This is a genomic window from Dendrosporobacter quercicolus, assembly GCF_900104455.1.
Taxonomy (GTDB): Bacteria; Bacillota; Negativicutes; order DSM-1736; family Dendrosporobacteraceae; genus Dendrosporobacter; species Dendrosporobacter quercicolus.
Map to the genome: position 1 here is coordinate 722,098 of NZ_FNHB01000001.1, position 22,631 is coordinate 744,728.

The window sequence follows — 22,631 nt, forward strand, 5'->3', positions numbered from 1 at the left end:
CGCCACCTACAACTCTTATTCATCTTCCAACCACACTTTAACCAATTGTGCAACAGCTTCGGGATTGGATTTGGCCATTTTTTCAATATCGCCGCGTTCACTGACCCGTTCCTGTTCTTCCGGCGACAGTTCTTCGGCACTGGCCTCTGCAAGCTCAGCCTGCATGATATCTGCAGCAATATATTCCCGTTCTGCTTCGGCTTCTTTGCGTTTGACATACCGCCGGCGGACAAAATACAATACCCCCGCTAAAGCGATAACCGCCAGCGCAACCTTGGTCCAAAAAGCGATGCTCTGTTGTCTGGCCAATTCCTGTTCTTCTTGCAACTGTCTGTCCAGCGAGGCCGTATTAAAGGCAATAGGTTCCACCGACACGACATCGCCCCGGGCAATATTCAGGCCGACAGCGGACGAAACCGCATTAGCCAGGCTGTCACGCTGCGCTCCGGTAATGGTTTCATCAACAAGCACCGCAACCGTTAACCTTCTGATTGATCCCGGCGCCGAAACTACTTTTTCCTTGGTTTCATTTATTTCATAATTCCTGGTGGCTTCTTTCTTCTCGTAATTGGACTGCGTGTTATTGTCGGCGACATAGCCAGGTATATTGGATGCCGTTCCGGCCGGCCCGCCCGGATTGAGTGAGTTGCCGCTGTAATTTTCGCTGGATTCCTGCGAACTTCTGATAATGCCTTTATCATCAACTACCGGTTCGAATACCTGACGATCCAGGGTCCGCTGATCAAAGTTCAACTCAACGCTCACTCGCGCCGCAGCTCTCCCGGCGCCAAGCACCTGATCCAGCAGGGTCTGTACATTTTTTTGCAGATCATCCTTAACTTTCCGGGTCATTTCCAACTGGGTCAGAGTGACAGCGCCTGACAGTTCATTTTCATTGGATTCATTCAGGATCTGACCCAAACTGTCCACAATTGTTATATTTTCCGGTTTTAACCCTTGTACGCTATGGGCGGCAAGATTGACGATTCCCTTAATGTGCTGCTTGCTCAGCTGCGCTGAAGGCCGAAGTTTAAGCATAATGGATGCGGTGGCCGGTTTTTCATTCTTTTTGTATAAACTGTCTTCCGGCAAAACGATATGTACCCTGGCTTTTTCAACTTCAGTCATTTGTTCGATTGTCCTGGTCAATTCCCCTTGCAATGCCTGTAAGAAATATACCTTGTTTTGGAACTCGGTAACACCGAACTTATTTTGATCAAAAATCTCGAATCCTTTATGACCGCGCGGCAAACCTAAGCTTGCCAATTCCAGCCGCACCTTATGCACATCCTTGGCTGAAACCAGAATCGCCGTACCATTAGCAGTTTCCTGAGGTTCATGAGTAATTTTCATTTCGTTAAGTTTTGCCGCTACTTCACCTGCGTCTCTAGCTTCCATCCCGGTAAACAAAGGAACAAGATCAGGCCGGCTGCCCCACCAGTAACTCCAAGCCAAAACAGCCAGAAAAACCAGAGCCGCAGATCCAATCATGATATAACGTTCCCTCACACCCAGCTTTTGCCAAAAGCGCAGAGACTGCTCTTTCCAGTCGGCCATCGTCTCCACCCTTTCAATTTATCACAAGAATCACTTTACATTTGCATACGCATAATTTCCTGGTATGCGTCAACAACTTTGTTACGCACTTGCATCGTTAACTGTAAAGCAACACTAGCTTTCTCAGCGGCGACGATCACCTGCGAAACATCTTCGACTTTTCCTGCCGCCAAGTCAATCGAGGCTTTCTCAGACTGAAGCTGCAGATGATTAACAGTCCCCAACGCTTCGCTCAAAAGCTGGGCAAAACCCTGACTTTCCGTTTTCCGACTCGAATCAGCAGTCTTTCCGCCATTTACCGGCGTTAAACTAAGAGGTTCTATACGCATTTATATACTCCTCACTATTTTCCAATTTCCAAGGCTTGCATCGCCATGTTTTTCGCTGCATTTACCGATGTAACATTGGCTTCATACGCCCGCGTCGCGGTAATCATATCCACCATCTCCGCAACAACATTTACATTGGGCATTTGGACATATCCCTCGGCATTTGCGTCCGGGTGACCAGGGTCGTAAACATTGCGCAGCGGCGATTGATCCGCAGTGATGCCGACCGCCCTGACACCTTGTCCTGACTCCAGCTGCTCCGAGAGAATTTGCGCAAATGAAGCCTGGCCGGCCCGCGGCTCAAACTGCACTACCTGGCGGCGATACGCTCCCCCGGCAGCTGTGCGGGTAGTATTTACATTGGCAATATTATTGGAAATCACATCCATTCGCAGCCGTTCCGCCGATAAGCCGGACGCAGCCGAATTAATGGCATCAAACATTCCCATTTCTAACCATTCCCTTCCTTAATCACAGATTTCAACCCGGAAAAATGACGGCTGAGCATTTGGGCAACTGAATTATAATAAATATTGTTTTTGGCAAGCTCCGCCATTTCAATATCAATATCCACATTGTTGCCGTCAGTCCGCATTGAGGTATCGCCGATGGTGTTTATTGCCGGGGTAATGTTAACCGGTGACGACGAGTTTGAAATATGCTTCTCATTGGTATTCGCCATAGCCAGCTTGCTTGAGCCGAGTGCATCTTTCAGCAGATGCTCAAAAGCAACTTCACTTTTCTTAAAGCCCGGTGTATTCACATTGGCAATGTTGTTGCTTACCACTTTATGGCGGAGTGAGGCTGCCGTAAGCGACTGTTCCAAAATGTTGGCCTTCGGTGATGATAATAACGATTGTAGCACTGTATCCCCTCCCGAAAATCAATCTAAAACGCCAGTGTCATATGCTGAGTTCATTCAACATAGTTCTACATAACACATCAAAATCCTTTTAAATTTCACGATTTAACACAGAGATAACAAGAATCGAGACCCCTATACTAGTAATGCAGGACCTAAGCACTACTTACCTTCTAGGCCTCCGACGCCGGACTTTGACCAAGCCGCAAACCGCGCTTATGGAATTAAATCCCAGTCGCTATTTGCTCCAAATTTCGACAAAAACAAAAGGGCTTTTTATGGTTTTTGTTAAAAGTACCATAAAAAGCCCTTTACTCAATTCCCTGCATGCTGACCTATCCATCAACTTATTTTTTTAGTTTCTTTAATTCTTCCAGCAGTCGCTCATTCAATACTTTGATATAGGTGCCCTTCATCCCCAGCGATTTAGACTCAATTACGCCGGCGCTTTCAAATTTGCGCAACGCATTCACGATCACCGATCTGGTGATGCCAACCCGGTCGGCAATTTTACTGGCAACCAATAAGCCTTCGTTGCCTTCCAGCTCGCTCAAAATATGCATTACCGCCTCAAGTTCGGAATAGGACAACGTACCCAAAGCCACTTGGACAGTAGCTTTTTTACGGGCTTCTTCCTCAATTTTTTCACTCCGGTCCCTGAGCATTTCCATACCGACAACAGTTGCGCCATACTCTGCCAGAATTAAATCATCATCGGTAAATTCCTCGTGGAATTTGGCGACAATCAGAGTCCCAATACGCTCACCCACGCCATGAATGGGAACAATGGTGGTAAACTTGTCATGAAACAGGCAGTCAACCCCTTCGCTAAATGTACATAGACCGCTCTCTAGCCGGAGATTGGGCGAGGTATCGGTGATTTTCAGCAGCCACTCCACATAGCGTTCAGGAAAAATCCCCTGACTTAATACCCGATCCCGCATTAGATCACATTCAAAATCGTTCATTAAGGCATAACCAAATACAACCCCGGTCTTACTTACAATGTAGACATTGGCATTAATTACTGTGCCTAGAACCCTTGATATCTCATCATACTCCACATTTTCTGATTTTTGCAACAGCTTATTTATTTTACGAGTACGTTCCAACATTGACAAAACCATCTACCTGCCCTTCACTAGACTGAATATATTAATCGCGCAGCGACAGCTTCCTGCCCTGAGCAATCAGACCTTTCTTTACAATTTAAAGTAATTGTACACTATTTTAAACTAAAGAATGAAATGACTCAAGTCCTGATTTACAACAATATGCGTTAATTTTGCCTTAACATAGTCCTGATTAATGACGATATTTTTTTCCTGAATGTCAGGGGCTTCAAACGCCAAATCCTCAAGCACCTTTTCCAGAATTGTATGCAGCCGTCTGGCCCCGATGTTTTCGGTTTGATTATTCACCTGACAGGCAATCTCTGCTAATTCATCAATAGCATCCTCGGTAAATTCAATTTTTATACCTTCTGTTTCCAGCAGGCAGATATATTGCTTCAGCAAGGCGTTGGCCGGTTCGGTAAGGATCTGCCGGAAGTCTGCTTTCGAAAGATTGGTTAATTCCACTCTGATCGGAAACCGCCCCTGCAGTTCGGGGATTAAATCCGACGGCTTGGAAATATGAAACGCACCGGCGGCAATAAATAAAATATGATCGGTTTTGATCGAACCATGCTTGGTAACAACCGTAGACCCCTCAACAATCGGCAAAATATCGCGTTGTACTCCTTCCCGCGATACATCGGGACCTGACGAACCGCCGCGCCCGGCCACTTTATCTATTTCATCGAGGAAAATAATCCCGTAATTCTCGGCTAAGCTGATTGCGCTTGTTACAACCTCATCCATATCAATCAGTTTTTGCGCTTCTTCCTGAGTAAAAATTTTTCTGGCATTGGCAACGGTAACTTTCCGTTTCTTTTGTTTTTTCGGTAAAAAACTGCCCAGCATATCCTGAAGATTCATGCCCATTTCATCGGCTCCGGCTCCGGCCAGCATCCCCAGCATTGGATTGGAGTTGTCCTCCACGGTTATCTCAATCAGCTCTTCTTCCAACTCCCCGCTGTCCAGTCTTTTCTGCCACCAGGCGCGGCCGGCGGTAAATTCCTGTTCTTTAGACTGATTTTCATCCGGCGCCGGCGACGTATTGTTATTTCCGGAAAATAGAATTTCAAACGGATTTTTAGATGTTTCCCGTTTGGCGGATGGAATAAAGTGTTCAATAATCCGTTCATTGGCCAGTTTACCGGCTTTATCGGTTACCACCAGCATTTTTTCCTGTTTAACCATCCGAATAGCGGTTTCCACCAGATCGCGAACCATTGATTCGACATCACGGCCCACATAGCCAACCTCGGTAAATTTTGTCGCCTCAACCTTGACAAAGGGTGCGTTAACCAGCTTTGCCAGACGGCGGGCAATTTCAGTCTTGCCAACCCCGGTCGGGCCAATCATCAGAATATTTTTAGGGATTATCTCTTCTTTCAGTTCAGATGAGAGTTGCTTGCTCCGCCAACGGTTTCTTAATGCCACGGCCACCGATTTCTTCGCCTGACTCTGGCCGACAATATATTTATCCAGTTCATTGACAATTTGCTTTGGCGTCAGTTCATTCAACGTCATCCCCCCTGTTAAAGTTCTTCCACCGTAATATGGTGATTCGTATAAACACAGATATCTGCCGCTATCTCTAACGATTCGCGGGCGATACCCGCAGCTGTTAAGGACGAATATTTAATTAACCCTCTGGCCGCAGCCAGGGCGTATGATCCGCCTGAACCAATTGCAGTAACTCCGTCGTCGGGTTCAATAACCTCACCATTGCCCGAAATAATCAGCATTTTTTCGGCATCGGTAACAATCAGTAAAGCCTCTAAACGGCGCAGCACCCTGTCGGTTCGCCATTCTTTGGCTAATTCAACAGCAGCGCGCATTAAATTACCGTTAAATTCCTCCAGTTTTGATTCAAACTTACCAAACAAAGTAAACGCATCGGCGACTGACCCGGCAAAACCGGCCAGTACTTTACCGTGATACAAGCGCCGGACCTTCTTGGCATTATGCTTCATTACCGTATTGCCGCCGAAGGTTACCTGACCATCCCCGGCAATCGCAGTCTGACCATTATGTTTTACAGCTACAATAGTGGTAGCATGAAACATTCAACCACCCCCTTTGAACATCCATACGCAAAAAGCCATGCTTTTTGAAAAACACACTGTTTTTTTGAGCAGCTGCCTGCTGCCGTAAAAAAAATCGACAGTTGGTTTTCAGCTACAACTGCCAACACCTCCGCCATCATGAAACCGCCTTTGCTACGTTCCCGAGGGCAAATGCTTACACCTTGGTCAGGCTTTCACAAAATGCACAAAAAGACTTCACTCACACTATGCCATGGACTTCGACAATACGCGCAATATCCACTCGATAATGCACACCCGTGTGCAGTGAAGCATTTTCACTAAATGAAGCAAGGATCAATTTATTTATCTATATTACCACAGCACTTTGATTTATGCAATATTCGACTGAGACCACTTTTGAAATTTTCTAAACTTTCTAGAGCTCGTTCCGCGATCATTTTATTTTTTAATTTTTTATCTCTGACCTTTTGTCCCAGTGGCGGCAATATGCCAAAATTGATATTCATCGGCTGGAAATTGGTTGCGTCGGCACTGGCGATATATTGACATAATGCCCCATGCGCCGTATCGCCGGGAAAGCGCTCGGGCCCATGCCCTTCCAGCAGCATGCTGGCATTTAGCCCGGCGACCAAACCGCTGGCCGCCGATTCAACATACCCTTCCACACCGGTAATTTGTCCGGCAAAAAAAACCTGCGGCCACTTCCTCATCTGCAGGGTCGGCTGCAGTATTCTTGGTGAATGAATAAACGTATTGCGGTGCATAACGCCGTAACGGACAAACTCAGCCTTCTCTAAGCCCGGAATGAGTTGAAAAACTCGCTTTTGCTCCGGCCACTTTAAATGGGTCTGAAACCCGACAATATTGTACAAAGTAGCCGCAAAATTATCCTGTCTCAATTGAACCACGGCATGAGGAAGTTCTCCGGTGACAGGATGCTTCAGCCCAACCGGCTTTAACGGACCAAACCGTAAAGTGTCGATGCCCCGGGCCGCCATCTCCTCAACCGGCATGCAGCCTTCAAAAAAGATCGCCTGTTCAAATTGTTTTACCGCCGTCTTTTCCGCCGCAATCAATTCGTGCCAGAACAGTTCATACTCTTCTTTGCTCATTGGGCAATTGAGATAGTCGGCATCCCCCTTGTCATATCGTGACGCCCGGAATATTTTCTTCATATCCAGGGATTCACCGGTAACGATCGGCGCAGCGGCATCGTAAAAATACATATAATCCTGTCCGGTCAAAGCCGCTACCGACTGTGCTAACCGCAGGGAAGTCAGCGGACCGCTGGCAATAATGACAACGCCTTCTTCCGGTATAGCGGTTAGTTCCTCATGAATGACGGTTATGTTGGACTGCCGCTTAAGCGTGGTTGTAATATACTCGCTAAAAGCCGAACGATCCACGGCCAAGGCCCCGCCGGCCGGGATCCGGGTTGCATCTGCGGCTTTCATAATTAAAGAATCCAAACGCCGCATTTCTTCCTTAAGCAAGCCTACGGCATTTTCAACAGCTGCGGCGCGCAGCGAATTGCTGCACACCAACTCCCCGAAGTTTCCGGTATGATGCGCCGGTGTCATAACCTGCGGACGCATTTCATATAAATCAACCGAAATGCCTGACCGGGCAATTTGCCAGGCAGCTTCGCTGCCTGCTAAACCAGCCCCAATAACAATCACTTTAGACACAAAATTCCTCCGATGTAATACAGTATTATTTCCTTTTGCTTTTTTTACTTTTATTATTCGTTTCATCCGTATTGTTTTCAACTTTTTTTTCTTTCTTAATTAATTCCTTATTGATCGGACTATTCTCCCGGGTCGGACACCCTTCATTATTGCAGTAAGTAATAAACCGGCCATTTTTATAATTATGACGCAGCATTAATGCTCCACAGGTTTGGCAGGCATCACTCAGCGGAATGTCCCAAGTAACGAAATCGCATTCCGGATAGTTCTGGCAGCCATGAAAGATTTTTCCCCGTTTGGTACGGCGCTCAACAATGTTACCGTCGCATTTAGGGCATTTTATCCCGGTATCTTTAAGCAGGGGCTTAGTATTGCGGCATTCCGGAAAACCAGGGCAGGCTAGAAACTTGCCGTAGCGTCCCTGTTTTACCACCATGAAACGGCCGCAATTTTCACATTGCACCTCAGAGACCTCAACCGGAAGTTCCACCTGGCCGATTTGCTCATCGGCCTGAGCTAGGGTCTCGGCAAACGACGGATAAAAATTAGCTAAAAGCTCCAGCCGCGAAGTTTTTCCTTCGGCGATTTCATCCAGCCGATCCTCCATCGCTGCCGTAAACTCAACATCGACAATTGCCTGGAAATATTCCTGCAGTAGGTCTACTACCACAAAGCCCAGCTCGGTAGGCTGAAATTTTTTATCAATGCGTACAACATAGCCGCGGCCTAAAATAGTCTCAACAATTGGCGCATAGGTGCTTGGCCGGCCAATGCCTTTTTCTTCAAGGGTTTTCACCAGCGAAGCTTCCGTATAGCGCGGCGGTGGTTCAGTAAAATGCTGCGACGGTAGTATTTTATGTAATTTTAGCAGTTGGCCGGCCTGCAATTCAGGCAGATTTATATCTTTGTCATTCTCAGTTTCATCTTTTCCTTCTATATATACAGCCATGAAGCCTTTAAACTTGAGCTTTGAGCCGGTTGCCCTTAACCCATAGCGGCCGGCGGAAATGTCAACGGTGATTGTATCATAAACTGCCGGCGTCATCTGACTGGCAATAAAGCGTTCCCAAATGAGCGTATACAGCCTAAGCTGGTCCTTGGACAAGCTATTGCCCAAGCTGTCCGGCGTAAATTCCACACTGGTCGGTCTGATGGCCTCATGCGCATCCTGTGACTTTTTGGTTGAATAGACCGGCGGCTTATCAGGCCGATACTCCGCACCAAACTTTTGCAAGATGTACTCACGCGCTTCCGCCTGCGCCGATTCGGCAATCCGGGTGGAATCGGTACGCATATATGTAATTAAGCCGACCGGACCGGACTTGCCGATCTCCAGACCTTCATACAGCTGCTGCGCCACCATCATTGTTTTACGGGAGGTGAAGCCTAATTTACGTGATGCATCCTGCTGCAAACTGCTGGTGATAAATGGCGGCGACGGATTGCGGCGGCGTTCCCGCTGCTTGACCTCGGTTACCTTATATTCGGCCTGCTCCAGTTCAGACTTGGAAAGATTGGACTGGGCTTCATCTGATATTACCGCTTTTTTACCGTCAATGCTGATTAGATTTGCATCGAACAAAGCTGTTTTGGGCTTGGCCCTGAGCTTGGCCAGAATCGTCCAGTATTCTTCCGGAACAAATGCCTGAATTTCTTTTTCACGATCGCAGATCATTTTCACCGTAACCGACTGTACCCGGCCGGCGCTAAGCCCTTTACGCACTTTTCGCCATAATAACGGACTAAGCTGGTAACCCACAATCCGGTCCAGCAAACGCCTGGCCTGCTGGGCGTCAACCCGGTCGAAATTGATCGGCTGCGGATGCTTAACGGCATTTTGAATAGCCGGCTTTGTAATTTCATTAAATACGATCCGGCAAGGCTTTTCCGGAGCAATATTTAACAAATGAGCCAAATGCCAGGCAATGGCTTCACCTTCACGATCCGGGTCAGAAGCCAGATAAACTTTATCAACAGCCTTGGCGGCCGTTTTCAGACTTTTGATGATGTCGCCTTTGCCCCGGATATTGATATATTTAGGCAAAAAGTTGTTTTCAATGTCTATGCCAAACTGGCTTTTGGGCAAATCTCTCAGATGGCCCATCGAGGCCCTGACAGTATAATTTTTACCCAAAAACTTTTCGATCGTTTTCGCTTTAGCTGGCGATTCAACTACAACTAGAGTTTTAGCCACTAAATTCCCCCCTTAGTACGAACGTAATACTGAGAACCATGCTCTGCAACCAGCCCGCGTAATTCCAATTGTAATACTATATAGGCAATGGCTGAAACAGTTAAATCCGTTGCAGCAACTATTTCATCCAGTGATATTGGCTTATCAAAACTCAACTGTTCATATACGGCAAATTCATCCGGCTGTAAATCAAGCTCTCCAGCCTTGGCCCCGGTCCCGCTATTTGACCATTGGTACTCTTCAAATATATCGCCGGTGCAGTCAATCAATTTCGCGCCTTGCTTGATCAGATTATGGCAGCCTTTGCTTATCGCGGAAAAAATGCTGCCAGGCACGGCAAATACATCGCGCCCTTCATCCAGGGCATGCTCAACCGTAATTAATGCGCCGCTGCGTTCAGCCGCTTCAATAACAACAATTCCTCTGGACAGCCCGCTGATGATCCTATTGCGGGCCGGAAAGAAAGAGGGATGCGGACTGGTGCCCGGCGGATATTCCGAAATCACCGCGCCCTGTCCGGCAATCCGGTCCAGCAAATCGCGGTTTTCCGGCGGATAGCTTACATCCACGCCACATCCTAATACGGCAATGGTTCTGCCCTTAGTCAGCGCCCCTCTGTGAGCGGCTGTATCAACGCCGCGGGCGGCGCCGCTCACAACACAGACTCCGGCGGCTGCAAGCTCACTGCCCAGCATTTGCGCCGCATTCAGGCCATAAGCGGAGGCTCGCCGCCCCCCGACAATCGCCATTGAATTATTGTCGGCCGGCAGCTCGCCCCGGTAGTATAAAAGCAGCGGGGGATTAAACGTAGGCTTTAGTAACGCCGGATAATCCGGATCAGTCAACAGGCTTAGACGAATTCCCTGCTCCTGCCATTTTTCAGCCAGAGCCAATATATCCAGCTTTTGCCTAATCCCAATCAGGTTATGGCAAGTTGCTTCATCTAAACAGGCAACCAAATCACTCCTGCCGGCTTGCCATGCTTGCCGGGCATCGCCAAAAAAAGCGATAAGCTTCATTAATCGCCGGTTGCCAATACCAGGCACCATTTGTAAGGCCGCTACATATATTTTATCCATTTATCCACCGCCATATCTATCCAAATCAATTATGACTGCAAATTTAATGGTAATTATAGCATAAAAATATAAGCGCAACAAATTTCCCCTCACTGTTTATCAGAAAACAGACTTATATTTCAGGCGGAGTTTAACTCAATCTAAATTCAGCCGCCTCAGAATGTTCCTAAATCCCGCTTGCATAAAGGGGATTTAGTCACCGGATAAATATCTTGCAGTAATAGTGGCTGCAATCTCCCGAGCAGCTTCGGGCCGGGCTATTCTGACGGTGTTTTTCCGCATTACCGCCAGCGTGTCATTGCCGTCGGTAAACAGCTCATGTAATAACGCCAGTAAGTCTTCGACCGATTCAGCCCGCATTGCCACTCTCCGGGCGAGCAAAAATTTGCTGTTGCCTTCCTCCTGACCGGGTATTGGCCGGTAAATAATTAACGGCAGGCGGCTGCTCAGAGCTTCGGCGGCAGTCATTCCACCCGGCTTGGAAATCAGCACATCGGCAACGGCCATGAGCTCGGCGACATTGTCCACAAAGCCGGTTATCTTTAAATCAAACGTAAGCTTAGGTTTGATGTTTTCCAGGTCCTTATGAAGTTTATCGTTCTGCCCGGTCACCACAATCACCTGAATAGCCGCAGCTAGACGGTTTAAGGCAAGTGCGATCTCCTGCATTGGCAGAATTCCGGCGCCGCCGCCCATCATTAAAATTGTTTTTTTAGCGGCGCACAGCCCTAGTCTGCCCATTAACTGATCTCTGGCCGGAGGCTGGCTAAATGCGCTGTCGATGGGTATCCCGGCAACATGGCTCTGCGCCGGTGTAATGTGAAAACGTTCCAACTCTGCCAGCAATTCTTCATTCGCCACAAAATAACAATCAATTTCCGGATAAATCCACAAGCGATGTACCACAAAATCGGTTACAACCGCGATAGCCGGAATATTGATTTTATGGTGTTTTTTTAAATAAGCCACCAAGCCGGCTGGTGTGGCATGAGTACAAACAATCAAAGCAGGTGAAGTCAGCTCAATATAGTGCAGCATCCGGCCGGCAAAAAAAGCACTGACCGCCTCACGGCCCCATAACGCCAGCCTGCTGGTATTGCCCCAGCCGTACATTTTTCCGTACGAGCCGGGAAAAAACCGCAAACATTGTAAATAAGCCTTTAGCAATGCCTGTCCCCAGAATTGACTAAAAAAGTCAAAGACATTTACAATAGAGGTTGCCGTATCCGGCCTTAACTTGTTCAGCGCCTGGTTAATCGCAGCAGCCGCACGGACATGGCCGGCCCCAACCGGCGCACTGATAAACAATACTTTCGCCGGCTTTGCCATAGAATTTGCCCCCATTTTAGATCACCAGCTCTTTATAAAATCTGACATTTAAACGATCACTTACTTGCTCCAGCAGCTGAGTCGCCGTTTTTCCACCGGCGATGATCTGCTCACCGGCAATCTCGGCCAGCGGTACAAGGACAAATTTTCGTTCGGCCAGCAATTTATGCGGTATCGTTAATTGTTCAGATTGGATCATCACATCATCATAGACCAGCAAATCAATATCAATTACTCGCGGCGCCCATTTTTTGCTGCGTACTCTTCCTAGCCTATGTTCAATTCGCAGGCATTCGGCCAGCAGAGAATACGGCGAAAGACTGGTAATAATACCGGCGACGGCATTTAAAAAGTCGGCCTGATCTTCGACGCCGAAAGGTTCTGTCTCATATAATGAGGAAATTGCTTTTACCGCGATTGCCGGGTGGCTGCTTAACGCCTGCACAGCCGCTAAAATATTGCCCTCCCGGTTGCCTATATTGGATCCTAGTCCTAAAAAAACCATCGCTTCATCTGCTCCGGGCAATTTCTACCTGAACAAAATCGATCTGTCCGGGTATTGGAACTGCCGGCTTGCGAATTCTTACCGTGATAGCCTGCAACCTGTCATAAGCGGCCAGTATACTGTCGCAAAGCTGGCTGGCCAAAGCCTCCAACAATTGAAATCGCTGCGTCTCGGCAATTTCTTTAATATGACTGTAGATTGCCGTATAGTCAATGGTGTCTTCCAGGTTGTCGGTTTTCCCGGCCTGATCAAAATCAGCCGTTAGCTCTACATCAATATAAAAACGCTGCCCTTGCTCGCGTTCATATTCAAATACACCATGAAATCCATAGAACATCATATTCTTAAGTAAAATTTTATCAGCCATTTTCTCCACTCCCTAACATTGCATCCATCATCCTGGCGACTCTGGTCATTGCTCTGACATCATGCACCCGTACAATATTGACGCCTTTGACGATCCCCAAAGCCACTGTTGCGCCTGTCCCTTCGACCCGGTCGTCCACTTCGGCCCCCAGCACTTCGCCAATAAATCTTTTGCGTGATGTGCCCAGCAAGACCGGGCAGCCTACGGCTGCTAGCTGCTCCAGGCGAGACATTACATCTAAATTCTGGGCTGGTGTCTTGCCGAACCCGATTCCGGGATCAATGATCATTTTACTCCGGTCAATTCCGGCAGCTACGCCAAGCGCAACACTGCGCTGTAAATATTCACAGATATGCGCCATAATATCGCGCGCGTAATGGGTTCCCTGCTGATTGTGCATGACAATTGCCGGAACATCGAATTTGGCAATCACTTCAGCCATCGCCGGGTCCTTCTGCAGACCCCAAACGTCATTGATCATATGAGCGCCCAGCTTCAAAGCCTCATAGGCCACACTCGATTTATAAGTATCTATTGAGATTGGCACGCTGGAGCAGGCAATCACCTGCTCCACCACTGGCAGCAGGCGGTCAAGTTCTTCTCGCGCTGATATTACTTCTGCTCCGGCATACGGTCTGGTCGATTCAGCGCCGATATCAATGATATCAGCACCAGCCGCAATCAGTTCCTCAGTCCGTTTCATCGCCAGCTCAACACGGTTATATTTGCCGCCATCGGAAAATGAATCCGGCGTTATATTCAAAATTCCCATAATCAGGGTACGGCCGGGTTTTATTGTTAACTGCTGATTAGACCATTGATAATGCCTTGCCGGAAACGTTTCGGCAAAAGCCAGCAATTCTTCAATACAACAAGCCAGCCGCGGCAATCCCCACGGCTGAAGCTTCAATTGACTTACCGCAAGTTTATACTGTTTTAAGGTAGCGCAAATTAATACATCGGTATATTCAACGCTCAAATCAGCTGTACCCCGGGCTACAGCGACCTCACCGCCTTTAGCCAAAAAGGTTTGCTTCAGCAAGCTTGCAGCTTTAGCCGGTACTTGTTCTAATTTGATTGTCCGGAACACTGCTTTATCAGCCATTATATTGATGCCACTGGCGTGACAATCTACTTTTTTTAATTCCAGACAGGCTTGCCTGGCTGTGGTTATTTCAACAACACGGGGATTAAAATTCATTTATAGCCTCCTACTGTGACGAATGTGTTTTTATTGTATCATAAATGATATGCATATTGGAAATTTATCTGCAAAAATAAGGAAATTTAACCGAACATGTGTATATCCTTGGTATCGCTTAAAGCCAAAAGCAGCTGCCTCATTGAGGCAGCTGCCAAATCAGTCTCACTTTTTCTGTGCTGCATTATTTCAGCAATGCCGCTTTCTTTGACTGCTTATGAACGTCTCCTTGTTTCTACAAGCCATTCCGCAAAAATTCTTGCTTGCCCGAAAGCCCATCTACCATCATGACTAAGCACGTCTGTACGGCTTCCAACAGCCGGTCTCAACCGCGTTACAATCTGCCAAAGTAGAACAAATCACACTAACTATACATAAAATATGAGTAGAAATCATTCCGGGGAGGTTTGATGTGTATGACCGGCCGCTGTTTGCCTTACTGGCGGTGCAGCAATAACCGATATCCCACTTTCGTTTTTTATGTTCGTAATTATTTATTCCATACTGGGTATAAATCAGGCATTTGCCTTAACCTATGTTATAATAAATAAACAATCATTTGATTACTAATTATTATCTTCAGCCGCTAAATTTTTACCCAGCTTTACAATGGCCCGTTTTTCAATTCTTGACACATAAGAACGTGAAATCCCTAGCATCTTGGCGATATCACGCTGGGTTTTCCGGCTTCCATCCGGCATGCCAAACCGCATTTCCAATACCCATTTCTCCCGGCTGCTCAACCGGCTGATTTGTTTGTTTAACCGTTCATGCTCACATTGGTTTTCTACCGCTTCGGCAACAACATCGGGGGCTGTTCCCAAAACATCAATCAGCGTAATTTCATTGCCCTCCTTATCTACTCCAATAGGATCATACAAACTGACTTCAGATCTAATTCGTCTCGTACTACGAAGATGCATTAAAATCTCATTTTCGATGCAACGTGCCGCATAAGTGGCTAACCGGATTTTTTTTGCTAAATCAAAAGTATTAATTGCCTTAATTAAGCCAATCGTACCAATAGAAATTAAATCATCAACATCCTCACCGGTATTATCGAATTTTTTAACAATGTGAGCTACTAATCGAAGATTCCGCTCAATTAAGATATTTTTCGCTTCTTCATCACCATTTTTTAATCTCCCCAGGTATATCTTCTCTTCCTTTTCGGATAATGGTAAAGGAAAGGTGTTGTTTGTTACATAGGCAACAAGCAACGAAATACTTTTTATTACAGTTGTCGCTAAAGCCACTAAAAATGACACTGAACCACCACCCCCGCCAAGTATGTGATTCATTCTATGGCGGAATGTGTCATATTGTGCATGTCAACCAATTTTAAATTATCGCCGATACTAAGTTAGGCCTATTGAGGAGTGTGCTTTATGGAAAACTATCTGGCAGATATCGGACTGTTCATCTCTATACTGCTTGTCGCTATCTATGCATTATGGGATAATATTTTTTAATCTATCAGTACCTCTTAAAATTCCAGATAGAATTGCGGCCAATTTTTTTGCTCAGCCAGGCGGAAAAGACCGCACCTGCAGGAATGCGGTTGCGCGAAAAGATTGATTTTATGTCCGCTATGCACGGGCTTCTCCGCCTCGCAAATCTCTGCATTCTAATCTCATATTTAAGCGACCACAGTACTAACCCGATACGACGCTGTCTGCAATTGCCGGGCTGACAGCAGCAATTGCTTCAGTCAGCGCTCTGCCGATCGCTTTACTAAGTTTAACAACAATAGAAAGTGGTGTATTCTGCAAATCCAGATAGCCAACCTGACTTCCGGAGTTAACCACGCCCACGATTGATATATGTCCGACGTAAGGCAGCCTGTTGCCTACAGCAATGCCGGCATGCAAGCCGCCTTCCCATATCTCGATATTGCCAATTTCATTGCTTTTTCCAAGACAGGCATCAATGGCAATGACCACCGGATAATAATACTGTTGATTAATATTATGAATCACTTCCTCAAGGTTGCCGGCATGTACGGGATACTCCAGGCTGCCATAAATGATGGCATCGCTATGTTCTTCTAAATACGTACCAACCAAAGGGCCCAGAGCATCTCCCGTATAGCGGTCTGAGCCAATACAAAGAAAAATCCAGGGCCGTACTGCATAGTTTTCCTGTTTTACCAGCAGCTTGAGAAAATGCTCATATAAATGTATGCCAGCATTGCCATCCGATAGATGAACAATAAGTTTATCAGCGATTTTTTTCCCCATTATCCCGCTCCCCTTCAGATAAGCTCCCAAACAATATGAGTAATTCCTCAGCAGAAATTTGTAAAGACGATACCCCTCACAGCTCTGTTGGCCCAAGATTTTGCAGGCTGCGCTGTATTGCCGGAAGTTGTCTTATGCTGGCAATATGATCCTCAGCCTATATTAGGGCTGATTGTTTTAAGCTATTATTTATATATGTCTTAACAGTTTAATTATTACAATAGAAACCAGTCTTACAGCCATAAATAAACAGCCCCGTGCATTTCTCTTTTGTAACCGGCAACAGGATAAGCACCGCCTATAGAATAGCCTAAAATTAAAATGACTGACAGCCATCATTACGCATCAATCAAAAAAACTGTTACAAGTCAAACAACCATATAAATTCGCAGCGTGAAATATAAAGCTTACTCACGAATCGGAATTAAGCACAATAAAGAAACCGGTTTGTACCGAGCGCAGCGAAGCAGAAACCGTTGTTGCCCTTATGCCGTTACGGCCAATGAAGCTGGGCGGGAAGTATCCAAGAACATATCTTTAATTCTACAAATGAAAGGGACTTCTGCCAAATTTATGACAGAAGTCCCTTTTATTTGCTCACAATACTTAGATCGTAAACCAGGCATTCTAATTTTAATTCCCGAAACCCGATGATTTTATTTTTCGCATGATGCCCGTTCATAAAATCGCAGTAGACCCAGGTAGTAAAATTAAAAAAGACTGTCCAGCTTGCCCTTTAATGTCTCCAACATAACTTTACGGGTCGCATCATCAACTGACGGCACTGCACCAAAAAAGATATGTCCCACCGACTCAATTCCACAAAAATCGAATATACCAATATCAGATGTTTCCTTCATGGAATCTGTCATTCCGTTTGAGTCATAATACTCAGCTGGAGTACCTTGGGTATTAATGATAAATCCTTTTTTACCTGTGAGAAGCCCGACCGGAACACCCTGTTCATGTTTGTAAGCAAAGCCATAAGAAAAGACTCGGTCAATATACCCTTTCAATATGGCGGGGATTCCAGTCCACCAGATTGGATAAATCAACATAATTACATCGGCTTCAGCAATGTATCCGTGCTCCTTGTCAATGTCAGCCGGATTCTTCCCGGATTGGAAGGCCTCAAAATCAGACCCCTTCAGCACTGGATCAAAATTTATTTGGTAGAGATCCCGAACGATAACCTGATGACCTTTACTTTCCAACGATTTTACGGTTTTGTCCAGGATAGCGGCATTGAAACTCCTCGGATTTGGATGGGCATACAGAATTAAATGCTTCATGATTACACTCCTCTTTTTTATTCGATATCTAACTTTTTTCTTAAAAAATTAATTAAACCCGCAGCTATGACTCTTCTAAATTGTGGTTTATTTTTTCCAGTATCCTCTCTAAATTTTCTGCCTCTGTGTCTGAAATACCATTATACACAATTGTATTTAGCTTATCTGAAATCATCGTAAATACTGGCTTTAATGCAACTCCTTTCTCCGTTAATGCAATAAAAGTCACTCGATTATCCTCGTAGCTCTTTTCCTTAGTAACATAGCCAAGATCCACGAGCTTATCCACCAAAACTGTAACTGTTGGTTTTGTTCTGTGAATTCTTTCAGCTAAGACTTTCATCGTATACTTCTCCCCGCTGAACAGAAGAAGGAGGATGCCTCCATGGGAGGGAACGATACCATTAATCCCCTGGATTTGAAGTTCCCGGATAATGAGCTTATGAGCTTTGTCCGCTATTCTGCTCGTAAGCGCGACAACATTTTTTTTCTTCATGTTTTTATTATACTTAGATATCTAACAATTGTCAAGTATTGAATTCTATTACTTCAAAAAACCTGGCACCACGGAAATATACCGGACGCAGATTTTTTCGACCTGCGAGGCGAAGGAGCCGCGCAAATCGAAAATCTGCAAGGCGACGATAAAGAAAACACGGTTTGTACCGAGCACAGCGAAGGCAGAAACCCTTGTTGCCCTTATGCCGTTTCGGCCAACGCAGCAGTGCGAAAAAAGATACGCTGGCTAAGCTAAGATTTAACTTTGTCAAGACACTAGGCCAGCTTTTGATATTTCGGCTTTTGGACGGCTGCCGCCAGAGCTTTGGCCACATATGCTATGTGCTCTTTTAATTCCACCCCCAATGCGTCGGCACTGGTAATAATCGTCTCTCTATTTACCGCCCTGGCAAAAGCTTTGTCTTTCATTTTTTTCATTACCGACTTGACTTCAAGCTTCTCAAGGCTTTTATCCGGTCTTACCAGCGCACAGGCGATAATAAATCCGGTTAATTCATCAACCGCCAGCAGAGTTTTTTGCAATAAAGTCCGCTCACCCGGCCAGTTTCTATCGTGAGATTCTACGTTGGCAATAAATTCGACGTCAAATCCATGCGGCGCCAATAAACTTCCGGCCTGGTACGGATGCTGATCAGGATATTTCTCAAAGTCAATGTCATGTAAAAGCCCGACAGCGCCCCAGTATTCCTGATCCTCGGAAAACATTTCAGCATAGGCGCGCATTGCAATCTCAACCGCCAGACAGTGTTTTAGCAAAGACTCATTACCAACATGCTGCTGAAGCAGTTTCCAGGCTTCTTCCCTTGTGGCGTTCATCATCAATTCCTCCTTACTGATACAAGACCGAACCGTCTAGCTTCTTAAGCGTTCTTTTTTTACTTACTGCTTTGTCACTTTACCTATATCCACGCCTGCTCCCCGCCTTGCTGAGCGGAATACCCGCACTATTCATCCGGATTTGACGAGCTGCAGCAATACTAAAATTGTACCAAAAACCTCCTGGAATTACAAAATTCTATTGCGCTATGCTCTTGCATAAATTTAGCATAGACTGGAGGTTTAATAATGTATTTTTTATTATCAGCTGCTTTAGGCATATTTTTGTTGCTTTGCGGAATTTTCGGCATGCGCCATGGACTGCAAAACCTGCTGGGCAGCAAACTCCGTAAAATGCTCACCACAATAACAGTCAATCCCTGGCGCGGCCTGTTGGTGGGGATTTTTACATCCGCTTTAATGCAGAGCAGCACAGCCGTATCTTTGATCACCATCGGTTTGGTCAGCGCCAATTACCTTAGTTTTTACCAAAGCCTTGGCATTATCCTCGGCGCTAATATCGGCACCTGCACCACTGTGCAGTTAATGACGGTATCATTGCCAAATCACTATATCTACCCCCTATTGCTATTATTTATCATCATTATGATTTTGATAAAAAAAGTTCGTTACCCCGCAATGGCTGTCAGCGGCCTGTTAAGTATTTTTGCCGGTATAGAATTGCTGTCAGCTACGCTAAGCAATATTTCCGAACTCAACACTGCAATCCAATATATCGTCGCCGGTAACACCAATCCCCTGTACGGCATCGCCGGAGGCATACTGATCACCCTCCTGCTTCAATCCAGCAGTGCGGCAACTGCCGTGCTGATGGCTTTTGCCGCCGACGGAAAAGTCGATTTGCTCACAGCCTGCTATGTTGTATACGGGAACAACATTGGTTCATGCATTTCCTCTCTAATCATCGGTGCCGCCGCGCCACTAGCCGCCAAAAGAGTAGCTGCCGCCCATATTATATTAAATATTGCAGGCGCTATGATTTTTCTGCCGTTCACTAACTTGCTTACAGCGCTTGTTGCTATGCTGAGTTCCGATTTTGCCGGACAAATAGCATTCGTACATACCCTGTTTAACCTATTGTCATCAATCGTCGTAATGCCGTTTGTCAGACAATATGCCAAATTAATTATCTTTCTTATTCCCGGCAGAAACCGGGATTGGTAAACGACACTCCAATTTTTTCCGGCATGACCTTTATAAAAACAAAAAGGAGGCCTGCCGCCTCCCCGGGTAAAACAATCTTATAAAACTCTGCGAGCGCCAATATAACGCGCTCCCCAATAACCGCTTCCCAATGCGTCAACAACAACTCCGCGGCTCGAAGTTGAGCTGATAAACTTGCCATTTCCCAAATAAATGCCGCTATGCGACGGCCCGGGAGCATAGGTGGAGAAAAACACAAGATCTCCTGGCTGCAACCGCTGATAAGATACCGGCTGTCCCATTTCAAACTGCTGATCCGCCGTTCTTGGCAGATTAACGCCATTATTGCCATAAACAAATTGCACGAAGCCGGAACAGTCAAACCCATTGGGGCTAGTACCGCCAAACCGGTACGGCACGCCAACATAGCGAAAAGAAGTTTGCGTTATCCGTCTTACCGCTACACTGGAGCCATCCCGGCTTACAGGGATATCCCGCCCCATAAGAGACAGATAAGTTTGAGCGCCAACAACGCCATCAGATTCAAGGCCATGATCTCTCTGGAATGCTTTTACCGCATTTGCCGTTGCAGAACCGAAATCACCGTCGGCGACGATATCATACCCCAAAGCAATCAACCGCTCTTGAATTGCTGTTACATCCTGTCCTTGATCGCCTTGCTCAAAAGTACCGGATGCATAGGTAATCGAAACTGTACAGACCAGCATTAAAACAATTACTACAATACGCATAAGTTTACTCAACTGGCGGCTGCCCCTCTCAAAGCCTCCGAGGTTAGCTGACGGGTTAGGGTTGAGGTTCCCCCTACTGTGTTTAACACTTAAGTTTGTTAAAACAATTTCACCCCTAATGATGGTTCCCCCGGTCCTGAGGTAGATTCGGCTTTTATAATACTCAAATTATATTATTCTTCCTTTTTATGCAAAATCCTTCCTTCAATCGGATTTTTTTCATATGCTTTATTGTCAAAAATACGCTGTTTTTTCAGTTCTGTGCTGACCAAATACAACGGGCGCTGTTTAACTTCTTCAAAAATTCGTCCCACATACTCGCCGATAATACCTAGCCCGGCCAGCTGTAATCCGCCCAGCAATAAAATACTGGCGGAAATGGTAGCCCAGCCCGGTACGGCTTCGCCGGTAAAAAGCCGGATATATACAACATGAAGTGTAACAAGCAAACTGAGCAAACCACAGATCAGACCGATGTAAAAGGCAAATCTTAACGGTAGTTTAGAATAAGCGGTTATACCGTCAAGTGCAAAATGCAGCATTTTATTCAGTGAAAACTTTGAGCGCCCGGCAAAGCGTTTCGGCGCGACAAACTCCACATTGATCTGCTTGTAGCCAATTTCACCGATCATTCCTCTGATAAACCTGGCCCGTTCCCTGAACCGGCGAAAGCTGCTGACAACCTTCTTATCCATCAGGCGAAAATCAGAACCGCCCTCCTGAATATGCACTGTAGACAGCCAGTTAATTATTTTATAATACATATTGGAAGCAGCCGTTTTCGTCCACGATACGCCTTCTGTCGTAAGCCTGACAGTTTGAACCACTTCGTAGCCCTCTTCCCATTTTCCGATGAGCATTGGCAGCATTTCCGGGGGATGCTGCATATCGCCATCCATTGTTATTACGGCGTCCCCGTCAGCATAGTCCAATCCGCAGGTCAAGGCAATCTGGTGACCAAAATTACGGGCCAGCAGCAAGGCCCTAACCCGTTCATCCTTTTGCGCCAGTCTGTCTAATAGCATTGCGCTGGCATCCTTTGAGCCATCATCTACAAAAATCAGCTCAAAACCGTAATTCAGCGGCTGCATACACTTTACTACTTCTTCATAAAAGTTTTCAATGTTTTCCTGCTCATTATAAACCGGCACAACAATTGAAATCGATTTCATAGCTGTCTCTCCGCTCCAAAATAAACAGCCTATGCTGCAGCATAGACCGTTTACTTCTTTATATCCTGCCGCAATTGGGCCGCATCCCTTAAATAGATATGTTTTATCCTGGCCTGTGGCAGATCTGTATTCCACAGAACCAAGACCCGTATACACCCTGCCAGGCCGTTGGCGCGGTCAATCTCCTGCGTGCCAAACAACGGAACTTCCTGCCACCCCATTTTACGGGCTCCTTCAGCGGGAAAAGCAGCATCCAGATCGGATGTGGAGCTGAAAATAACTGCGCCAATATCCTCGGTAGCAATATTATTTTCCGCCACAATTGCCGTTAATAATTCAATTACCCGTTCACATACTATAGTATGATCATTTGCTTCGACTGTTATTGCTCCCCTGACGCCACGCAAC

Annotated in this window: 23 protein-coding genes and 1 riboswitch; of the genes, 1 reads left to right on the forward strand and 22 read right to left on the reverse strand. The window is 46.1% G+C overall.

The annotated features are described in order from the left end of the window. Positions 1 to 15 precede the first annotated feature (15 nt). The 19 genes from fliF to BLR06_RS03625 form a co-directional block, all read right to left on the reverse strand. The gene (gene fliF / locus BLR06_RS03535; protein ID WP_092068352.1) at positions 16 to 1,557 is read right to left on the reverse strand and encodes a flagellar basal-body MS-ring/collar protein FliF; all 1,542 of its coding nucleotides are present in this window, start codon (positions 1,555 to 1,557) and stop codon (positions 16 to 18) included. Between the two features lie 35 nt (positions 1,558 to 1,592). Beyond that, entirely contained in the window at positions 1,593 to 1,886 is a 294-nt protein-coding gene (fliE, locus tag BLR06_RS03540) for a flagellar hook-basal body complex protein FliE (protein WP_092068355.1), read from the reverse strand. A gap of 14 nt (positions 1,887 to 1,900) precedes the next feature. Next, positions 1,901 to 2,335, reverse strand: coding sequence for a flagellar basal body rod protein FlgC (flgC, locus tag BLR06_RS03545; RefSeq protein WP_092068358.1), 435 nt, complete (start codon positions 2,333 to 2,335; stop codon positions 1,901 to 1,903). A gap of 2 nt (positions 2,336 to 2,337) precedes the next feature. Then, the gene (flgB, locus tag BLR06_RS03550) at positions 2,338 to 2,751 is read right to left on the reverse strand and encodes a flagellar basal body rod protein FlgB (RefSeq protein ID WP_092068361.1); all 414 of its coding nucleotides are present in this window, start codon (positions 2,749 to 2,751) and stop codon (positions 2,338 to 2,340) included. A 344-nt stretch (positions 2,752 to 3,095) separates the two neighbouring features. Continuing rightward, entirely contained in the window at positions 3,096 to 3,875 is a 780-nt protein-coding gene (codY, locus tag BLR06_RS03555) for a GTP-sensing pleiotropic transcriptional regulator CodY (protein WP_092068364.1), read from the reverse strand. A gap of 108 nt (positions 3,876 to 3,983) precedes the next feature. After that, positions 3,984 to 5,384 carry an ATP-dependent protease ATPase subunit HslU gene (gene hslU / locus BLR06_RS03560; protein WP_173812577.1) on the reverse strand — a complete coding sequence of 467 codons (1,401 nt, stop codon included), beginning with the start codon at positions 5,382 to 5,384 and terminating at the stop codon, positions 3,984 to 3,986. 8 nt (positions 5,385 to 5,392) lie between these two features. Further along, complete coding sequence (hslV, locus tag BLR06_RS03565) at positions 5,393 to 5,923, reverse strand: ATP-dependent protease subunit HslV (protein WP_092068370.1); 531 nt, start codon at positions 5,921 to 5,923, stop codon at positions 5,393 to 5,395. Positions 5,924 to 6,243: 320 nt separating this feature from the next. Continuing rightward, a complete protein-coding gene (trmFO, locus tag BLR06_RS03570) occupies positions 6,244 to 7,593 on the reverse strand; it encodes a methylenetetrahydrofolate--tRNA-(uracil(54)-C(5))-methyltransferase (FADH(2)-oxidizing) TrmFO (protein ID WP_092068373.1) in 1,350 nt (449 codons plus the stop codon). A 25-nt stretch (positions 7,594 to 7,618) separates the two neighbouring features. Beyond that, positions 7,619 to 9,787: a type I DNA topoisomerase gene (topA, locus tag BLR06_RS03575; RefSeq protein WP_092068375.1), complete on the reverse strand. Its 2,169-nt coding sequence runs from the start codon at positions 9,785 to 9,787 to the stop codon at positions 7,619 to 7,621. Further along, positions 9,787 to 10,866, reverse strand: coding sequence for a DNA-processing protein DprA (gene dprA, locus BLR06_RS03580; RefSeq protein WP_092068378.1), 1,080 nt, complete (start codon positions 10,864 to 10,866; stop codon positions 9,787 to 9,789). The genes topA and dprA overlap by 1 nt, the downstream gene beginning before the upstream one ends. Positions 10,867 to 11,058: 192 nt before the next feature. Continuing rightward, the gene (locus tag BLR06_RS03585; protein WP_092068380.1) at positions 11,059 to 12,195 is read right to left on the reverse strand and encodes an MGDG synthase family glycosyltransferase; all 1,137 of its coding nucleotides are present in this window, start codon (positions 12,193 to 12,195) and stop codon (positions 11,059 to 11,061) included. Between the two features lie 16 nt (positions 12,196 to 12,211). After that, a complete protein-coding gene (gene folK / locus BLR06_RS03590; protein ID WP_092068383.1) occupies positions 12,212 to 12,700 on the reverse strand; it encodes a 2-amino-4-hydroxy-6-hydroxymethyldihydropteridine diphosphokinase in 489 nt (162 codons plus the stop codon). A gap of 4 nt (positions 12,701 to 12,704) precedes the next feature. After that, positions 12,705 to 13,067 (reverse strand): dihydroneopterin aldolase, encoded by a 363-nt coding sequence (gene folB, locus BLR06_RS03595; protein ID WP_092068386.1) that lies wholly within the window; start codon positions 13,065 to 13,067, stop codon positions 12,705 to 12,707. Then, the gene (gene folP / locus BLR06_RS03600) at positions 13,060 to 14,268 is read right to left on the reverse strand and encodes a dihydropteroate synthase (protein WP_092068389.1); all 1,209 of its coding nucleotides are present in this window, start codon (positions 14,266 to 14,268) and stop codon (positions 13,060 to 13,062) included. Before folP ends, folB begins: the two co-directional genes overlap by 8 nt. Positions 14,269 to 14,834: 566 nt before the next feature. Beyond that, complete coding sequence (gene sigK, locus BLR06_RS03605; RefSeq protein ID WP_245698002.1) at positions 14,835 to 15,536, reverse strand: RNA polymerase sporulation sigma factor SigK; 702 nt, start codon at positions 15,534 to 15,536, stop codon at positions 14,835 to 14,837. A gap of 387 nt (positions 15,537 to 15,923) precedes the next feature. After that, the gene (yyaC, locus tag BLR06_RS03610; RefSeq protein WP_092068394.1) at positions 15,924 to 16,508 is read right to left on the reverse strand and encodes a spore protease YyaC; all 585 of its coding nucleotides are present in this window, start codon (positions 16,506 to 16,508) and stop codon (positions 15,924 to 15,926) included. Between the two features lie 710 nt (positions 16,509 to 17,218). Further along, positions 17,219 to 17,800: an NAD(P)H-dependent oxidoreductase gene (locus BLR06_RS03615; protein WP_092068397.1), complete on the reverse strand. Its 582-nt coding sequence runs from the start codon at positions 17,798 to 17,800 to the stop codon at positions 17,219 to 17,221. 64 nt (positions 17,801 to 17,864) lie between these two features. Next, positions 17,865 to 18,296, reverse strand: a complete 432-nt coding sequence (locus BLR06_RS03620; protein WP_092068400.1) for a MarR family winged helix-turn-helix transcriptional regulator — start codon at positions 18,294 to 18,296, stop codon at positions 17,865 to 17,867. A 278-nt stretch (positions 18,297 to 18,574) separates the two neighbouring features. Then, positions 18,575 to 19,138 carry an HD domain-containing protein gene (locus BLR06_RS03625; protein ID WP_245698003.1) on the reverse strand — a complete coding sequence of 188 codons (564 nt, stop codon included), beginning with the start codon at positions 19,136 to 19,138 and terminating at the stop codon, positions 18,575 to 18,577. A 246-nt stretch (positions 19,139 to 19,384) separates the two neighbouring features. Here BLR06_RS03625 and BLR06_RS03630 point away from each other — a divergent pair, with 246 nt between their 5' ends. Continuing rightward, on the forward strand, positions 19,385 to 20,320 hold the full coding sequence (locus tag BLR06_RS03630; RefSeq protein ID WP_092068406.1) for a Na/Pi cotransporter family protein: 936 nt from the start codon (positions 19,385 to 19,387) through the stop codon (positions 20,318 to 20,320). 77 nt (positions 20,321 to 20,397) lie between these two features. Here the strand turns inward: BLR06_RS03630 and BLR06_RS03635 are convergent, their stop codons facing one another. From BLR06_RS03635 to aroH, 3 genes are all read right to left on the reverse strand, one after another. Then, entirely contained in the window at positions 20,398 to 21,063 is a 666-nt protein-coding gene (locus BLR06_RS03635; RefSeq protein WP_092068409.1) for a C40 family peptidase, read from the reverse strand. Between the two features lie 6 nt (positions 21,064 to 21,069). Beyond that, positions 21,070 to 21,214, reverse strand: a riboswitch (cyclic di-AMP (ydaO/yuaA leader). A 10-nt stretch (positions 21,215 to 21,224) separates the two neighbouring features. After that, the gene (locus tag BLR06_RS03640) at positions 21,225 to 22,223 is read right to left on the reverse strand and encodes a glycosyltransferase family 2 protein (RefSeq protein WP_092068412.1); all 999 of its coding nucleotides are present in this window, start codon (positions 22,221 to 22,223) and stop codon (positions 21,225 to 21,227) included. A 50-nt stretch (positions 22,224 to 22,273) separates the two neighbouring features. Further along, a complete protein-coding gene (gene aroH, locus BLR06_RS03645) occupies positions 22,274 to 22,630 on the reverse strand; it encodes a chorismate mutase (protein WP_217636822.1) in 357 nt (118 codons plus the stop codon). Position 22,631: the final 1 nt, after the last annotated feature.

Bases quoted from the DNA above. Each gene is read 5' to 3' on its own strand.
- fliF (WP_092068352.1), bottom strand. From the start codon at position 1,557: ATGGCCGACTGGAAAGAGCAGTCTCTGCGCTTTTGGCAAAAGCTGGGT.
- fliE (WP_092068355.1), bottom strand. From the start codon at position 1,886: ATGCGTATAGAACCTCTTAGTTTAACGCCGGTAAATGGCGGAAAGACT.
- flgC (WP_092068358.1), bottom strand. From the start codon at position 2,335: ATGGGAATGTTTGATGCCATTAATTCGGCTGCGTCCGGCTTATCGGCG.
- codY (WP_092068364.1), bottom strand. From the start codon at position 3,875: ATGGTTTTGTCAATGTTGGAACGTACTCGTAAAATAAATAAGCTGTTG.
- hslU (WP_173812577.1), bottom strand. From the start codon at position 5,384: ATGACGTTGAATGAACTGACGCCAAAGCAAATTGTCAATGAACTGGAT.
- hslV (WP_092068370.1), bottom strand. From the start codon at position 5,923: ATGTTTCATGCTACCACTATTGTAGCTGTAAAACATAATGGTCAGACT.
- dprA (WP_092068378.1), bottom strand. From the start codon at position 10,866: ATGGATAAAATATATGTAGCGGCCTTACAAATGGTGCCTGGTATTGGC.
- BLR06_RS03585 (WP_092068380.1), bottom strand. From the start codon at position 12,195: ATGGCAAAGCCGGCGAAAGTATTGTTTATCAGTGCGCCGGTTGGGGCC.
- folK (WP_092068383.1), bottom strand. From the start codon at position 12,700: ATGGTTTTTTTAGGACTAGGATCCAATATAGGCAACCGGGAGGGCAAT.
- folB (WP_092068386.1), bottom strand. From the start codon at position 13,067: ATGGCTGATAAAATTTTACTTAAGAATATGATGTTCTATGGATTTCAT.
- folP (WP_092068389.1), bottom strand. From the start codon at position 14,268: ATGAATTTTAATCCCCGTGTTGTTGAAATAACCACAGCCAGGCAAGCC.
- yyaC (WP_092068394.1), bottom strand. From the start codon at position 16,508: ATGGGGAAAAAAATCGCTGATAAACTTATTGTTCATCTATCGGATGGC.
- BLR06_RS03615 (WP_092068397.1), bottom strand. From the start codon at position 17,800: ATGAAGCATTTAATTCTGTATGCCCATCCAAATCCGAGGAGTTTCAAT.
- BLR06_RS03620 (WP_092068400.1), bottom strand. From the start codon at position 18,296: ATGAAGAAAAAAAATGTTGTCGCGCTTACGAGCAGAATAGCGGACAAA.
- BLR06_RS03625 (WP_245698003.1), bottom strand. From the start codon at position 19,138: ATGATGAACGCCACAAGGGAAGAAGCCTGGAAACTGCTTCAGCAGCAT.
- BLR06_RS03630 (WP_092068406.1), top strand. From the start codon at position 19,385: ATGTATTTTTTATTATCAGCTGCTTTAGGCATATTTTTGTTGCTTTGC.
- BLR06_RS03640 (WP_092068412.1), bottom strand. From the start codon at position 22,223: ATGAAATCGATTTCAATTGTTGTGCCGGTTTATAATGAGCAGGAAAAC.